The organism is Budvicia diplopodorum (assembly GCF_009800925.1).
In the GTDB taxonomy this organism is placed as follows: Bacteria; Pseudomonadota; Gammaproteobacteria; order Enterobacterales; family Enterobacteriaceae; genus Budvicia; species Budvicia diplopodorum.
Genome location: NZ_WOYF01000004.1, coordinates 178,604 through 194,836, shown reverse-complemented (window position 1 = coordinate 194,836; position 16,233 = coordinate 178,604). Strand labels below are relative to the sequence as shown.

The window sequence follows — 16,233 nt, the reverse complement described above, 5'->3', positions numbered from 1 at the left end:
GAGCCAATTATCTGCCGTGCTCAGTATATAGATACCATACGGCACCGGTTTCAGACGGTTCAATGGCGTGGCTATTCACCGTTCCTCGTTTTCACACCCGCAGATAGCCACTGATTAAAACCGTTTTTGTATTTAGCTTCTTTATGACCAACGTTCCGTACTGTTCAAATATGCCTATGGCCCTTTTGTCCTGCTTCTCCAATATCTTGACTATACGTTGGAAGACATCAAAAGCTGTTTGGCATATATCTCTGCCTTGTTATGAGACTGTGATGTCAAATTATATACGCGTCGCGAAATGAGATTTTTTAAGATAAAAGTTTGAATGTTTCAGTATTAAATAAATAACTTTTTTTTAATAAAAATTCTTAATTAATCTTTGACGTGATTATGTTTCCATATTTATTCTTCATATGTCTCTATTTTACTTCTTGATTTTTCAATCACCATGATTTTATTCGGTTATTGTTATTGTTTTTATTTTGAATGTACTTATATAATGCCAGCGCCGAATATGGTTTTCGGTAAAGTTAATTTTAACTACATTATTTATTATATAAGGAAGTTTATATGAAAGAAGTATCAATGAGTCAAGGCAAAGAGTTAGTAGGCGGTTTTTTCTTCTGGACTGTTATTAAGCATATTGGCGATCTTTTTAACATAAAGATCAACATTGGCTGTGGTGGACGTACTTTCTCTAATAAATGAGTTCGATGTTTAATATATTAATTTAATTAAATGAATATATCATAATATCTTGCTGTTTATTACGGAGCTTAACTCTCATTTTTATTTTAGTGGGTTTCTAAGTTCTGGCTTTAATAGCCCCCTCTGACTTTAATAAAATATTTGATTATAAATGTTATGTAAATAGCGTTGGGGTCAGCCTGTTTTTTTAAGTCATGAGGGGGCTTTATTGTTTAAATTAAATGCAAGTTTAGATAAAGCGAAAAGATGCAATTACCTTATCTTGGTTCTATTAAAACCGTAACGCAGGTTCCGGTTATTCTTCAGCATGAATATACTGAATGTGGGTTAGCCTGTATAGCGATGGTGATGGGAGCTTATGGGCGTCATACTTCTTTGGCTGAATTACGACGACTTTATACCGTATCCCTTGAGGGCGGTACCTCTATTGCCGATTTAGCGGAGTTTGCTTCAAAAAACGGCATGAGCAATCGGCTGCTGTTTGGAAACGTAGAACAGCTGGAGCAGCTCTCTTTTCCGGTCATCGCTTTTTGGCGCAATGTTCACTTTGTTGTCATTGTTAAAGCCAACAAGTCCGGTATCGTGGTTCACGATCCTGAACTGGGAGTACGGCGGTACACATACGCTGAAGCAAAAGAGCATTTTTCTAACTACGTGTTAGAACTCCGTCCGGAAGAAGGATTCCAGAAAAGTTCACTTAAGCAAGGCAGTGGCCTGAGCTTAGATCATCTGATTCATAAAGTGACCGACCACGGCAAAAATCAGCTTTTGCTATTAGCGTTAGCTATTTTTGGTATGTTGCTGATGCTAGCTGTCCCTTCCTATGTTCAGCTCGTTGTCGATCAAGCTATACAAAAGAATGATTTTGATTTGGTTATTTTGCTAACCGGCATCTTTTTTCTGGTATTTAGCTTTCAGGTGATTTCTGGTTTGTTCAAAGGGTTGCTTGAAGTGATAGCCAGAAATTTCAGCTACGACGAGTTAACTCGATCTGCATGGCGACATAAGTTAAATCTTGGGCTGGGCTACTTTCAGCGGCGTTCGGTCAGTAGCGTGTTGGCAATCGATAAATCGCTGGAGGCCTGTGCCGAATTTATTAGCAACGGCAACCTCAAGATGCTGGTCTCCGGTGCAATGGCGATTATCAGCATGATAGCCATGTTTATCTATAACCCAATCATGGCGATATGTACCTGTGGGCTGATGACGCTATTTTTTATTGTCCGCTTTGCCCTAATTGGCCCATATCAGCGGGCTGTCGACCGGGAAATCTCAGAGGTTTCCCGATACCAATCTATGCTGGTCGAAACGCATTCCGGCATGCCATACATTAAATCTAATGCATTAGAAAACGATCGCCATCAGGTATTGGATATCGGCATGCGGGCCTATATTAATGCCAGCATGCAAAAAGATCTTTTGATGGCCAAATTTGACGCCGTATCCAAGATGATCGTTGACGCTGAGCAACTGTTAGTCGTTTGTCTGGGAGCATGGATGGTTATTCAGGGCGAACTGTCTGTGGGAATGCTATATGCCTATCTTTCTTACAAACAGTATTTTTCCGACAGCACGGTAGATTTTTCCCAACAGCTGCTGCATCGTTCGGCGTTAAAGGCCCCGCTGGGCCGTATATCCGATCTGATGATGACAGAAGAAGAGCGGGAAAGTTTTGGCCATCTAAAATGTCCCGAATATGTCAATGAAATCTGTATTGATAACTTACGGTTTGCCTATCCGGACAAGCAGCCGGTGATTAACGGTGTTCACTTAGTCTGGCAGCGGGATGAGGAGGTGGTTCTGGTCGGGCATAGCGGCGCCGGTAAAACCACCCTGCTGCGCTTACTTAACGGCATGAGCAGAGCGAATTCGGGCGATATTCGGTTTAACAACGTTTCACTCAATAATATAGAACCCTCGAGCCTGCGCGAACACATTAGGATTATTCACGCTGATGAAATGCTGTTTACCGGCACCGTGCTGCAAAACGTTTCCGGCTTTCGCGTTCAGGCCGATCTACAGCGGGTGAAGCAAGTTTGTCGAATTGCCGAAGTCGATGGAGTGATTGAAGCGCTTGTTCACGGTTATGACACCAACCTTATGCCGGGAGATTCGTTTTTATCGGCAGGGGAGAAGCAGCGATTGATTCTGGCCAGAGCGTTATATCAGCAGCCTGACTTTTTACTGTGCGATGAACTGACGGCCAATATGGATGCCAGTACGGCACTGCGGGTGTTAGCTAATCTGCGCGAGTTAGATCTTGGGCTGATGTTTATTACCCACACGCCACAGCTGATATATCGCTCAGGGCGCATGGTGTTGCTTGATAAAGGAACATTAAGCCAGATCGAAGACCCTATAGCCTATTGCAATCAGCAATCGGAATAATTTATTCACTCATAGCCTGACGGATACAAGTAAGGTAAATATATGCCGCAAAAGGATCAACATGACGAGCAGTCCGATGTGGGTGAGGTAACGCTATCGCTGCGTAACATCGCTACATTTTATTCCATTGATTTGGTGACTACCCGATGGGTGATTAGCCTGCTGTTGGCCGCAATGATGAGCTTTTTTCTCTTTTCTATTTTGTTCAAATTTAATGAGAGCGTGGCGGCAAAAGGGGTACTTATTAGCCCTCAGGGTGATATACAAATTAAATCTCCCGAGTCAGGTTCTATTATCGATTTTGCCGTTATTCCGGGGGCTAAAGTTGAGGCAAACGGGGTGCTGTTCTGGGTTTCAAAAGATCGCGGCAGTATTGGTTCAACCTCGGTCAGTCAGTTTAATAATCAGACGCTTACCCAAGAGGCTGAAAGAGTAAAAGAGCGCATTACTTTATTGAAGGCGCTACGGGCAGAGCGGGAAAAGCGTTTTACTGAGCAACTGGAAACCTATCAACGCACGGAGCAGACGCTGAATAAAAAAGTTGAACAAATGAAAGTTCTGTCAGCTAACGCTCAGCGCAAGTATTTAGCTACCAAAAAGCTGGCTGAAAAAGATCTGGTGTCACGCACATCGTTAGATGAAGTGCAGTCTGAGGTAATGACCCAGGCACTGAATGAGAAAATTGAGCAATCCAGTATTCTGGAATTGGCTAATCGGCGTAGTGCTGCAGAAAGTGAACACTCCCTTAGCCGCAGTAATATCGACGATGAACTGTTCCGGTTGTATAACCGAACTAATGAAATTGCTCGACAGCTATTGGTCGAGGGCAGCGATAGAGTTGCGGTTCTGGCGCCTCATTCGGGTACCGTGGTGGCGATTAATTTGCCTCAGGGGAAGGCAATTGGTGCCAATCTGGAAACCGTAATGGTGGTGCGTCGGGCCGAATCTGAACAGATGCACGCCTACTTATATATTCCCGCTACCGGTATGGGAACCATTGAAAAAGAGACAGAGGTCAAACTGCGCTTCGATGCTTTTCCGGTTGATAAATACGGTACGGTATCGGCGAAACTGGATATTATGCATCCGATTAGCATCGATTCTAATGCCATGCTCATCGGCGATCGCAATGAAAAAGAGAGCTACTATCTGGCTCGCTTAACCATTCCAAACCACTTTGTTGATAACCTCGGCATTAAGCATCCTTTGCTAGGCGGGATGACGCTAAACGCCGATATAACGATAGACCGGAAGCCGTTAATCATGCTGCTACTGAGTCCGCTAGAACGGGTTCGTCAACGTTTTTTCTGATTAACCGTTTGGTTATTCGCTGGCGTTGAGATTGCCTGAACGTCAGGGATATTCAGCATTTTGCGGCGTAGCTATATGTGGCGTACCTATCTGCGACGTACCTATGGATAAGGCTTTATGTTAACTTAACGCCATCTTTTTACCGGCTATCTGGAGTACTGACTGTGACTGATGATGTTCAGAGCGTTACCGCGATTTGTCGCTATCTGGCTAAAAATCATGTGCTGACTCTGTGCACCGTAGCGGAGCAGGATTTATGGTGTGCCAGCTGTTTTTATACGTTCGAGCCAGAGCGGATGGCGTTTATTATTATGTCAGAAACCCATACCCGGCACGCAAAAATGGCGTTAGTAAACCCTTTAGTTGCCGGCACGGTTGCCGCTCAGACTAAAAACGTAGCTCTGATCCAAGGCGTTCAGTTTCGCGGGCGACTCAGCCTGCTTGACGGTGAACAGGCTACGACGGTAAGGCGGCAATATATTCACCGTTTTCCGGTCGCTAAGCTGGTTTCTGCGCCAGTCTGGCGGTTGACGCTGGATGAACTGAAGATGACCGATAATAAGTTAGGGTTTGGTAAGAAGTTATACTGGCAGCGCGGCGATGATTAAGCTTAACCCACTGTTCTTTTTGTCCTATAAATCAAATTATTCTGGGGATGTTAGTTAATCTACTGACTTTGGGAAAAACGGAGGGAGTGCTTCGAGTGGGAAAAGTGAGCCTTTTATCGGCCCAGCCAGAGAGATGATTTCTCTGGCCTAACGTAATTTATACACTATCTGATTACTGCTCCCGCGCCAGACTAACGCCGGATCGGCCAGCGCCTGCACAAATTTACCGTCAATGAGTACATTAATTAAATCAACAACTTCTTGCTGCTGTTGGCTAAGTTCTGCCAGTAAATAGCCGGTCCACAGCCAGATGTCTTTACCTGCGCATTCCGCACGAACTCGCTTAACCAGCTTAAGAACCGCAGGCACGTTTTGTGGATGCAGCGGATCGCCACCTGAAAGCGTCAGGCCCTGGCGGGGAATTTTGGTGTCATTGAGGTCAGCAATAATCTGGTCTTCCATCGCCTGAGTAAACAGAACGCCGGAATTTAACCGCCAGGTGCTTTTGTTATAACAGCCGGGGCATTGATGAACGCAGCCGGAAACAAACAGCGTGCAGCGGGTGCCGGGACCGTTAACCACATCAATGGGATAGTATTGGTGGATATTCATAAATAAATGACAGCTTACTCGGTTAATAACAAACGCTAACGTCGAGCGTTTTGATCTTGAAAATAGCTAAATGACCGTATTCTGACGTGCTATTTTCGGGCGAAACTTAGGCTGAAATTTGAGCCTCTATTCCAGCCTAAGCCGGAATAGAGGTTCCATAGAGCAACATGAATAGGGCGTTTTATCCTAACTGTCCGTTGCCTAAATGCTTAATTCTGCGTTTTACTTCTTCTTGCTTACCGGCGTTAAACGGGCGGGCGTCAGGGCTTCCCAAATAGCCGCATACTCTGCGGGTTACGGATACCTTAGCGGAATCGTGATTGCCGCATTTCGGACAGGTAAAGCCCTTGCTGGTACACTCAAACTCACCGGAATATCCACACTCGTAGCACTCGTCAATCGGCGTGTTAGTACCATAGTAAGGTACTCGGGTGTAGCTATAGTCCCACACGTCTTCTAACGCTTTTAGATTATGCTGAAGGTTCGGGTATTCGCCGTAACAGATAAAACCGCCGTTGGCTAACGGAGGATACGGTGCCTCGAAGTCCAGTTTATCGTAAGGATTTACTTTCTTTTCAACGTCAAGATGGAAGCTATTGGTGTAGTAACCTTTGTCCGTTACGTCGTCGATTACGCCAAACTGAGCGGTATCTAAACGACAGAAACGGTCACACAGGTTTTCGCTCGGCGTACTGTACAGGCTGAATCCGTAACCGGTTTCTTCTTTCCACTGCTCGGTAGCGTCTTTCAGGCGCTTAACAATGGCGACACCTTTTTCACGCAGCGTTTCGTTGTCATAAGGATGAACCGCGTTACCAAACAGCGCATTTATCGTTTCATGAATACCGATGTAGCCTAATGAAATAGACGCTCTGCCGTTTTTAAAGATATCGGCAATATTGTCATCGGCCTTCAGGCGAACGCCGCAGGCTCCTTCCATATACAGAATCGGTGCAACTCGCGCCTTAATGCCTTCAAGACGCGCAATGCGGGTCATTAGCGCTTTCTTCGATAACACCAGACGCTGTTCTAAAATTTCCCAGAAGCGGGATTCATCACCTTTGGCTTCCAGCGCAATGCGCGGCAGGTTCAGGCTGATCACGCCGATATTGTTACGGCCATCGTGAATCTGTTCGCCTTGCTCTTCATACACGCCAAGGAAGCTACGACAGCCCATCGGAGTTTTAAATGAACCGGTTACTTTAACGACCTGATCGTAGTTAAGAATATCCGGATACATCCGCTTAGAGGCGCACTCTAATGCCAGTTGCTTGATATCATAGTTGGCATCGCCAAACTTATGGTTCAGGCCGTCTTTAATGGCAAACACCAGCTTAGGGAACACCGCTGTTTTATGGTTTTTACCTAAACCGGCGATACGGTTTTTAAGAATCGATTGCTGAATCAGACGAGATTCCCAGCTTGTTCCCAAACCGAAGCCGAAGGTGACAAACGGCGTCTGACCGTTGGCAGTATGCAGCGTATTGACTTCATATTCCAGCGACTGGAAGGCGTCGTAACACTCTTTTTCCGTTCTTGATTTAGCGTACTCTTCAACGTTAGGAATATCCCATTCGGTTGCGATCTTCTTGTGCTTTTTATAGCTCTCAGTCACGAACGGAGCCAAGATTTCATCAATACGGTTAATGGTGGTTCCGCCATAAATATGGCTGGCAACCTGTGCAATAATTTGGGCAGACACCGCCGTCGCCGTTGAAATAGACTTAGGGCGCTCGATCTCGGCATTACCCATTTTGAACCCGTTGGTTAGCATGCCGTTGAGATCGATTAGCATACAGTTAAACATTGGGAAGAATGGGGCGTAGTCCAGATCGTGATAGTGAATCTCACCGCGCTCATGGGCCAAGACAATGTCCCGAGGCAACAGATGCTGCGTAGCATAGTGTTTGGCTACAATACCGGCTAACAGATCGCGCTGAGTTGGGATAACTTTGCTGTCTTTATTAGCATTTTCGTTTAATAGCGCAATATTACTTTGTTCAACCAGACCCTGAATATCCTGGTTTAGCTTGCCACGTTTTTCACGGGACAGGTCACGATCGTGGCGATATTCAATGTAAGTACGGGCTAACTTTTTATAGTCGCCGCTCATCAGCTGGTTTTCAACCGCCTGCTGAATTTCATTGATATCTACAGCGTCACGATTGGCCATTAGTTGCGTTACCGACTGCGCAACTCTGGCGCAATAACCTTCGTCATCGATATTAGCCGCTTTGGCAGCACGCTGAATGGCTTCTTTAATTCGTACCTCAACGTAGGGTACTTTGCAACCATCACGTTTAATCACAACTGGTTTCACAACTGGCTCCTTGACTAGCTTACTGCTTCGTCTTCAATTTATTCGCAGTTATCCACAAGTGCTGCGCTAATGAACCGCTAACTCTTGTGGGTAATTACTACATATGGGTGTGTTTTTATTGTTTGCAACTATATATTGTATTTCATGCAAAGAGAAGTCAGTTTACTTGACGAAGGACAAGGATTTTGTCGGTTGTCTATTTTTCATCCTAAAAATGGCGAAAAAATAGATTTTCAGCATCCTTTTTGAGCAAAAAGGTGAGTAAAAGACCACGATATTCTGAAAAAAAACGCATCTACATTTTTAGCCGAAACTTCGTGCTGTATACCCCGACAATCATCTGGGTTTTATATTGCTTTTTATCCGTGATCATCCGGTATAAAGCTGTATAATCTTCGACCTGCCGGACGGACGGCCCCCGAATAACGTGTTAACGAGTTTTCCTATGAGTACCAGCATTAGCCTGATTCAACCAGAACGAGATCTGTTTTCTTATACCCCTTACTGGGCGGAATGTTTCGGCACTGCGCCGTTTTTGCCTATGTCTCGTAAAGAGATGGATGCTTTAGGCTGGGATAGCTGTGACATTATTGTGGTGACCGGTGACGCTTATGTTGATCATCCTAGTTTTGGCATGGCAATTGTTGGTCGCATGCTCGAAGCTCAGGGATTTCGCGTTGGCATTATTGCTCAGCCTGACTGGTCGAATAAAAACGATTTTATGCGTTTGGGAAAGCCCAACCTCTTTTTTGGCGTTACCGCCGGTAATATGGATTCAATGATTAACCGCTATACCGCCGATCGGCGTATGCGTCATGATGATGCCTACACGCCGGATAACGTTGGTGGAAAGCGCCCCGATCGAGCCTCGCTGGTTTATAGCCAACGCTGTAAAGAAGCCTATAAAGAGGTGCCGGTTATTCTTGGCGGTATTGAAGCCAGCCTGCGGCGTATTGCCCACTATGATTATTGGTCTGATACCGTCCGGCGCTCAGTGTTAGTCGATGCTAAAGCGGACATGCTAATTTATGGTAACGGCGAGCGTCCGCTGGTTGAACTGGCGCACCGCCTGGCCAACGGCGAAACGATTGCTGAAATTCAGGATATTCGTAACACCGCCGTGATGCGTAAAGGCCCGTTACCCGGTTGGGCTGGCGTAGATTCCACCCGTTTAGATAAGCCGGGGCGCATTGACCCCATTCCCCATCCGTATGGCGATGATTTAGCCTGCGTTGATGAAAGCAGCAAGTTTGCCATTGAAAAGCAGCCTATTGCCAAAGAAGTAGTGGTTCAGCCGGCTAAGCCAAAGCCATGGGAAAAAACCTATGTTTTGCTGCCGTCGTATGAAAAGGTTAAAGCTGACAAAGTCATGTATGCCCATGCTTCGCGCATTCTGCATCATGAAACTAATCCTGGATGTGCCAGAGCGCTATTACAAAAGCACGGCGACCGTTTTGTCTGGATCAATCCACCGGCGGTTCCACTGTCAACCGAAGAGATGGACAGCGTTTTTGCCCTGCCGTACCAGCGAGTACCGCACCCGGCCTATGAAGGTTCGCGCTTACCCGCTTATGAAATGATTCGTTTCTCGGTCAATATTATGCGCGGCTGCTATGGCGGTTGTTCATTCTGCTCGATTACCGAACATGAAGGCCGAATTATTCAAAGCCGGTCTGAAGACTCAATTATTCGAGAGATCGAAGAGATTCGCGACAGCGTGCCCGGTTTTACCGGCATTATTTCCGATCTTGGCGGTCCGACGGCCAACATGTATATGTTGCGCTGCCAGTCACCGAGAGCTGAGCAAACCTGCCGTAGAGCGTCGTGCGTGTATCCTGAAATTTGTCAGCATATGGATACTAACCACCAGCCAACAATCAAGCTGTATCGTCGCGCCAGAGATTTGAAAGGAATTAAGAAAATTTTGATTGCCTCCGGCGTTCGTTACGATCTCGCGGTTGAAGATCCTCGCTATATTAAAGAGCTGGCGACTCACCACGTGGGCGGCTATTTGAAGATCGCCCCTGAACATACCGAAAAGGGCCCGCTGTCTAAAATGATGAAGCCGGGCATGGGCAGCTACGATCGCTTTAAAGAACTTTTTGATACTTATTCTAAACAAGCGGGTAAAGAACAGTATTTAATTCCTTATTTTATCTCAGCCCATCCGGGAACTGAGGATGAGGATATGGTTAATCTGGCTTTATGGCTCAAGAAAAATCGTTTCCGTCTGGATCAGGTACAGAATTTCTATCCGTCACCGTTGGCTAACTCGACCACGATGTATTACACGGGTAAGAATCCGCTGGCTAAAGTGGACTATAAAAGCGAAGAGGTGGCTATACCAAAAGGCGATCGCCAGCGGCGGTTGCAAAAAGCCTTACTTCGCTATCACGATCCGGCAAACTGGCCAATGATCCGTGATGCTCTGGAAGAAATGGGATTAAAGCACCTGATTGGCAGCCGTCGTGAGTGCCTAGTTCCGACACCGACGATTGAAGAGCAAAGAGCGGCCAAGCGCAGTTTTCGCAACAACACCCGTCCGGCAATGACTAAGCATACGGATATAGAACAGCAGCGAGTGCCTAATCGAGGCGGTAATCCGGTAGCTAAACCGAAGAAACCTGCTCTTAAGCCTGACAATACAGTTTCGCAGGTCGATCGACCTTCGGCATCCCCCCATTCGTCAAAGTCTGGTAAATCTAATAATGGAATAAAAGGAAGAAGCAGAACCCGGTAGCATTTAAATATTAATTGTTGCATATTATTTATTACTTATTCTGTACTCCGTATTTAATTTGGGACTTTTTACGAGTCCCGGACTAAACTATACTCAAATCTCATCCTCCCCCATATTTACTGCTAATACATATTTAAAAGTCATTATAATAGCTTTTTTGTTATTGTATAATTTGACTGCGTAAATATTACATACTGTGCTGTCGCCATATACTAATAATTAAGTAGTAACTGTTTTGCAAACCGATTCTTTGATGTAAGTAATATCAGATTATGTTTATAATATGATGCTATTTTAATGAAAGAGAATTCTTGTCAACATGTTTAAGAAGTGTTTTTTCTAGTATGTTATTTAGATTTTTTGATGAATTTGATTAAAATAATTCTATGACAACTCCTTAAGTTATTGAGTTATTCACATTACTCAGAAAATAATCCCTTGCTCAATCCGCGATCAATAGCTATAAAATAATCATTTTTTTGATCTAGATCACATTTCCTTCTAAAATGGCTGGGTTTCATTATTTATATGAAAAGTAAGATATTTATTGTTAATTTGATAAATTATTGATTTGATTTTGCTGTTTACTATTCTATCAATGCTCCGAAAATTAATGATAACTTTGTTTTCAATTGACTGTATTTGGCGATTTTCAACATTCATTGAGATTAATTAAGAATAATTGAGGTGTTAAAAGTTAATGAGATAAGAGTATTTGACATATTTCGACACAACTGGTTATATAACGGTTGTTTAAGGCCATTTCTTAATAGATATATTTAAATTAAGATTTAACAAGTGATGTAATAAACCTATATCAATATTATGAACTAGCAACCGTATGAATCCGACATGAAAGTACTATATCAGGGGCATCTGCAAAGCAGAGAGTTAATGTTTTTAATATTCCTAAAAACTTTTATTTCTCCCTGTCTCTCATTAGTTTTTAGTTAGTTTACATTTTTATTGTATATATCAGTGTATACAGATATTGATGGTAGGAAACATTAAATACCGGTAGCTTCATTCGCTGCTTTTTGTGTAATTGTATGGTTTAGGTTTTATCACAAAGGGATATATAGACCTATGAATATGAGATTTAAGTTAGAGAATGATGTGGAGTTTTCACCCTCAGAACGGTGCCTGATTGGTGCAGACGGAACCGTTCTCGAGCTGACTGAAAACAGTCTCCGTTTTCTGATCTTATTGCTTAACGGTGTGACTGAAAAAGAGAAGCTCATTCATCAGGTATGGAAAGAACAAAGCGGTGCTATCAGTGAAAGTAGCTATTACGGTCAGCTATATGCTCTGCGTAAGGCATTTTCTCAAGTGGGATTAAGAGAGACGTTGATTCGCACTATTCCGAGAAAAGGCGCTCAGTACGTAGGCAAAGTGACCAAGATAGCTACTGAGAAGCCTGACTCTATGCCAGAAAAGGCATTACATTCTTCAGCTCAGCCAGAACCGGTGCAATATATCGCACCGCTTGGCGGTTTGGATAATACCCTCGTGACTGCGCTCGAAAAAAGAGAAAGTGAGAGGCAGGCCAAAGCGGCGAATCTATTTGCCGATAGGCGGTGGAGTTTCCTGGTATCCATACTGGCGGTGGTTGCCGTTTGCTGGCTAAGCACGCTGTCAGTGCTGATTATATATATATTATTAAAGTCATATTTATAGTCGTTGAGGTTATCAGTAGGGTGAAAGGTAACTTATTAAGAATGTATCAAATTAATTGAGAGAGAAAGAATAGAGTAATCAAAATCGAATGTGGTTAAATTTGTCTCGTTATCTTCTAGCAACCGGAAAATACTATTTTGTTGCAGGTGAGCTTTTGACTTGATAAACGCAAATAGTTTTATATTTTTGCTGGGTTTCTACAAGGATGACTTAATTACTCACTCATTTTAAAAACGAATGAGGGTTAAAGTACTAGGCAAATATAAATACACTCAACAATACTAATTGTGAGTATTTTTTCATAAAGGAATTGAAATATGTTTAATGTGATGACCAAAGGTTATATCGCGGCTTATTTAGGCCTTAAAGGCTTTCTTAAAGATCAGCGCGGTATTACTGCCATCGAATACGCATTAATTGGTGTTGCTGTAGCTTCACTGCTGGCTCTTGTTTTAGGTAATGGCGAAAGTACTGGTTTCCTGTTTGAACTAAAGCAAGCATTCCAGAAGATTCAGGCGGCAATTCTATCCGTTACTTCTACTAAGCCGTAGTTGTCTGAATTTCCGATAACGCTCGTAGGATGATATTGATGAACTGACACTCATTTATATGGGGTATCGGATTTGATTAAAGTGCTTGGAGATTACAAATTCTAAGCACTTTAGCTTTTATAATAGGAAAAGTAATGACAACTTTAATTAATGGCATTTTTTTAGTCATGTTAATGCTGCTTATATGGACTACTTATACTGATATTCGATTCAGAATTATTAGTAATAAAGTTGTTACTGCTATTCTTATTGTTGCTATTCTTTTTGGTTATTACCATCACAGCACAATTAATATTTTGGCTGCCGTAAGCCTTTTAGCATTGGGATTTGTTTTATTTAATTTCAATATATTGGGTGCTGGAGACGTTAAGCTGATTTCTGCACTTTCACTCTCATTAACCGCTCAGCAAATTTGGCCATTTTTATGGCTAACTTCAGTATCAGGCGGGCTTATTGTTTTTATTGGTTTCCTATTTTTTCGTCGATCGATTTGTCAGTCGGGTGTGCCTATGGGCCCGGCAATCGCCGTGGGATTTTTTTTCGCTTCTTTTATAACTTAATTAGCCTTATTGGCTATCAATTAGGTCATAACCAGTATTAATAAACCTTAACATTCAGGAGAGTTATTCGCAGTGAATCATAGAATAATGTTTTTTATCTCACTCATCGTTATTGTGGTCGGAGTGATCGGTATTTGGGTTTTTGTCAGTGGGGAACCTGCTGCACCGGCAACGACTGCCGTAAATACTCAGGATTCGACCAAGCGTAGGCTAACGGTGGCTGTGGCTAAAACCGATCTTACTCACGGCCATATTATCAGGTCGGAAGATTACCAACTTAGTGAGATTAGCGTAGAGGAAAACAGTGACTTAGCCTCTCTTGATATTTCTGCATTAAACACCGGCTCCTTACGTGGGTACAGGCTAAAAAGTTCGATCAAAGCTGAAAGCTATATTGTCGCCAACATGTTGGAAAGCTTCGACAGCCCTGATTATGTGCTCAATAGCCTGCATAACGATGAAATGACTTACAGTTTCCCGATCAAGGCTACCAATAGCTATCTACTTAATTCATTAGCCGTCGGTGATGAAGTTGCCCTTTATTTACGCATGCTAGAAGTTTCTAACGATAGCCGTATGAAGGCACAAATCGGGCTTGAATCCGGCGGAGGAAGTCCAAATAAGAGCGACAAGTACGTTTTGAGTCGTCTAATTTCCCCTTTAACAGTACTTCGTATGCCTAAAGTCGATCTCAGTGGCGGACTGCTCAGTAAAGATGATGACGTACTGGGCTATATCCAGCTTAAGGCAAAAACCAAGGATCTGGAATTTATCCATACCGTAGAAAAAGTCGGTGAGCTATTGCTGCTACCCGCTAAAGGTGGCTCTGAGGACGGAAAAATCCGATTAGACACACTATTACCTCAGCTACGAACAATTAAAGAAATCAGGGGATCACATCGTGCTCAGGGATAAGATCAGAAAATTTGCACTATTTTCGGCGTTGGCCGGCTGTTTCCTGCTTTCGTTTTTCGCGCAGGCTAATGAGGTTTATCTGGAGCCGGGAGAATCTCGGGTTATTAACACTCAGGAGATCATTGATACGGTATTTATCTCTGCCTCTGAGATTGCCGACTATGAGCTGGTTAATGATAACAGTCTGGTACTTTATGGTCGCAAAGAGGGGCGTGCCGACTTTACTATTTTTGATCAAAGCGGGCGCAAGATCGTCCAGGTTTCGCTGGTGGTCAATAATCTGCTGGGCACCGTTGATAAAACCATTCGGGCAGAATTTCCTGACAGTAACGTCAGCATTCAGCGGGCGGGTAGTACCTATCTTCTGACCGGTTTCGTACCTAATGAAGACGCGCGCGATCGTATTTATCAAATCGTAGGTGAGGGCATTGGCGCTGAGAAAACCGAGGTTAAAAAGACGGTAAAAGAAGTCGGAGATGACAGCGGCGGCGGTGGCGGTGACAGCGCCTCTAACTTTCTTAACGAAGTCAGCTATAAAGGCGTAGTCAACAAGCTCCGGCTACCGCTGACCAATCAGGTTAACGTTAAGCTTTCGATTGTCGAGGTCACTAAAGAATTTACGGACAACGTTGGGATTGACTGGAAGACTATTGGCCAGAACGCCGGAACCTTCAATTTTATTAAGTTTGATGCAGATTCTTTGAGTAACTTAGTTCACGCCATTAGCAATGATTCAATCGCCAGAGTGTTGGCTGAACCCAACCTATCGGTATTGTCAGGAGAAACCGCAGACTTTTTAGTGGGCGGAGAAATTCCGATCGTTACCACGTCGGAAAACGGCACTAACGTTCAGTTTAAAGAGTTCGGTATTAAGCTGAATATTGGCGCTAAAGTCAGCGATAACCGGCGTATTCGCCTGATGTTAGGTGAAGAGGTCAGTAGCCTGAGTGACATATATCAAACCGATGCTGGCGCTTCGTTTCCTTCGTTAAAAACCCGCAGGGCCCGTACCACCGTTGAGCTAGGTGACGGTGAGAGCTTTTTACTCGGCGGGTTGATTAACGCCTCTGAGAAAGAGTCATTGTCCCGAGTTCCCTACGTTGGCGATATCCCGATCCTCGGCGCTTTTTTCCGCAATGCATCAACTACCCGCAATCGTACCGAACTGGTTGTGGTCGCAACGGTCAATCTGGTCAAGCCGGTTTCATCGCGAGACATCATATTCCCTGACTTTGTGCACAGTAGCACAACCGAGCGCTTCTTTAACTTCAGCGGGTTTCGTGACAGCCGTAATCAAAAACGCGCTATGGATTTCCTCAATAAAGGTGGGTTTGTGAAATGAGACACCTATGGATGCTTGCCCTGCTAATTTGCGCTTATTCCCTCGGGGTTCAGGCTCAGGATCAGGCTTATAACAGCCGGTTCTACGCATCGCCTGAAGTCGAAGTGCAGTCGTTCACCCTGAGCGGTAATACTGACATCGATAGCGAAATACTGATAGGTAAGGTGTTGCATGGTCTGGGTACCAATCGTTCCAGCACCATTACGATTAGCTGGTCAAAAAATAATTACAAACCGGTTGCAACCAAGGTTCGTCAGGAATTGATTAAGCAAGGCGTTGCGCCTCACTCCATCAATATCACTCAGGCCGTTGGTGGTTTTAACAATCAACCGCAGGCCAATCTGATAGTGAATATTGAGACCGTTAGGCTGAGAGCTCAGCGTTGTAATTACAACACTCAGAATTACCGCTATCGAGAGACGGACGATCTCGGGTGTGCGCTGAATAACTCTTTGCGTCGAAGTCTGGTTAACCCGATGGATTTTATTTTTTAAGGACGTA

At 44.0% G+C, this 16,233-nt stretch carries 13 protein-coding genes; 11 read left to right on the top strand and 2 right to left on the bottom strand.

Translation table 11 applies throughout. From position 1 onward, the window contains the following. The first annotated feature begins 570 nt into the window (after positions 1–570). The 4 genes from GVI43_RS06345 (at position 571) to GVI43_RS06330 (ending at position 5,015) form a co-directional block, all read left to right on the top strand. A complete protein-coding gene (locus tag GVI43_RS06345; protein ID WP_159566015.1) occupies positions 571–708 on the top strand; it encodes a hypothetical protein in 138 nt (45 codons plus the stop codon). A gap of 246 nt (positions 709–954) precedes the next feature. After that, positions 955–3,096: a peptidase domain-containing ABC transporter gene (locus tag GVI43_RS06340; protein ID WP_159566014.1), complete on the top strand. Its 2,142-nt coding sequence runs from the start codon at positions 955–957 to the stop codon at positions 3,094–3,096. Positions 3,097–3,138: 42 nt separating this feature from the next. Then, positions 3,139–4,407: a beta-barrel domain-containing protein gene (locus GVI43_RS06335; RefSeq protein WP_159566013.1), complete on the top strand. Its 1,269-nt coding sequence runs from the start codon at positions 3,139–3,141 to the stop codon at positions 4,405–4,407. Positions 4,408–4,571: 164 nt separating this feature from the next. Next, complete coding sequence (locus GVI43_RS06330; protein ID WP_159566012.1) at positions 4,572–5,015, top strand: YhbP family protein; 444 nt, start codon at positions 4,572–4,574, stop codon at positions 5,013–5,015. A 147-nt stretch (positions 5,016–5,162) separates the two neighbouring features. Here the strand turns inward: GVI43_RS06330 and nrdG are convergent, their stop codons facing one another. After that, a complete protein-coding gene (gene nrdG / locus GVI43_RS06325) occupies positions 5,163–5,627 on the bottom strand; it encodes an anaerobic ribonucleoside-triphosphate reductase-activating protein (protein WP_159566011.1) in 465 nt (154 codons plus the stop codon). A gap of 181 nt (positions 5,628–5,808) precedes the next feature. Continuing rightward, positions 5,809–7,947, bottom strand: a complete 2,139-nt coding sequence (gene nrdD / locus GVI43_RS06320) for an anaerobic ribonucleoside-triphosphate reductase (protein ID WP_159566010.1) — start codon at positions 7,945–7,947, stop codon at positions 5,809–5,811. Between the two features lie 445 nt (positions 7,948–8,392). Between nrdD and GVI43_RS06315 the strand changes: the two genes are divergently transcribed. The 7 genes from GVI43_RS06315 to GVI43_RS06285 all read left to right on the top strand — a co-directional run bounded on the left by GVI43_RS06315 (position 8,393) and on the right by GVI43_RS06285 (position 16,226). After that, a complete protein-coding gene (locus GVI43_RS06315) occupies positions 8,393–10,687 on the top strand; it encodes a YgiQ family radical SAM protein (RefSeq protein ID WP_159566009.1) in 2,295 nt (764 codons plus the stop codon). A 1,086-nt stretch (positions 10,688–11,773) separates the two neighbouring features. Next, positions 11,774–12,364 carry a winged helix-turn-helix domain-containing protein gene (locus GVI43_RS06310; protein WP_159566008.1) on the top strand — a complete coding sequence of 197 codons (591 nt, stop codon included), beginning with the start codon at positions 11,774–11,776 and terminating at the stop codon, positions 12,362–12,364. Between the two features lie 317 nt (positions 12,365–12,681). Further along, positions 12,682–12,915: a Flp family type IVb pilin gene (locus tag GVI43_RS06305; protein WP_159566007.1), complete on the top strand. Its 234-nt coding sequence runs from the start codon at positions 12,682–12,684 to the stop codon at positions 12,913–12,915. Between the two features lie 134 nt (positions 12,916–13,049). Then, on the top strand, positions 13,050–13,475 hold the full coding sequence (locus GVI43_RS06300; protein WP_159566006.1) for an A24 family peptidase: 426 nt from the start codon (positions 13,050–13,052) through the stop codon (positions 13,473–13,475). A 72-nt stretch (positions 13,476–13,547) separates the two neighbouring features. Continuing rightward, on the top strand, positions 13,548–14,390 hold the full coding sequence (locus tag GVI43_RS06295) for an SAF domain-containing protein (RefSeq protein WP_159566005.1): 843 nt from the start codon (positions 13,548–13,550) through the stop codon (positions 14,388–14,390). Then, positions 14,377–15,732 (top strand): type II and III secretion system protein family protein, encoded by a 1,356-nt coding sequence (locus GVI43_RS06290; protein ID WP_246201553.1) that lies wholly within the window; start codon positions 14,377–14,379, stop codon positions 15,730–15,732. Before GVI43_RS06295 ends, GVI43_RS06290 begins: the two co-directional genes overlap by 14 nt. Then, entirely contained in the window at positions 15,729–16,226 is a 498-nt protein-coding gene (locus tag GVI43_RS06285) for a CpaD family pilus assembly lipoprotein (protein WP_159566004.1), read from the top strand. The genes GVI43_RS06290 and GVI43_RS06285 overlap by 4 nt, the downstream gene beginning before the upstream one ends. Positions 16,227–16,233 lie beyond the last annotated feature (7 nt).

Bases quoted from the DNA above. Each gene is read 5' to 3' on its own strand.
- GVI43_RS06305 (WP_159566007.1), top strand. From the start codon at position 12,682: ATGTTTAATGTGATGACCAAAGGTTATATCGCGGCTTATTTAGGCCTT.
- GVI43_RS06300 (WP_159566006.1), top strand. From the start codon at position 13,050: ATGACAACTTTAATTAATGGCATTTTTTTAGTCATGTTAATGCTGCTT.
- GVI43_RS06345 (WP_159566015.1), top strand. From the start codon at position 571: ATGAAAGAAGTATCAATGAGTCAAGGCAAAGAGTTAGTAGGCGGTTTT.
- GVI43_RS06340 (WP_159566014.1), top strand. From the start codon at position 955: ATGCAATTACCTTATCTTGGTTCTATTAAAACCGTAACGCAGGTTCCG.
- nrdG (WP_159566011.1), bottom strand. From the start codon at position 5,627: ATGAATATCCACCAATACTATCCCATTGATGTGGTTAACGGTCCCGGC.
- GVI43_RS06310 (WP_159566008.1), top strand. From the start codon at position 11,774: ATGAATATGAGATTTAAGTTAGAGAATGATGTGGAGTTTTCACCCTCA.
- GVI43_RS06315 (WP_159566009.1), top strand. From the start codon at position 8,393: ATGAGTACCAGCATTAGCCTGATTCAACCAGAACGAGATCTGTTTTCT.
- GVI43_RS06285 (WP_159566004.1), top strand. From the start codon at position 15,729: ATGAGACACCTATGGATGCTTGCCCTGCTAATTTGCGCTTATTCCCTC.
- GVI43_RS06335 (WP_159566013.1), top strand. From the start codon at position 3,139: ATGCCGCAAAAGGATCAACATGACGAGCAGTCCGATGTGGGTGAGGTA.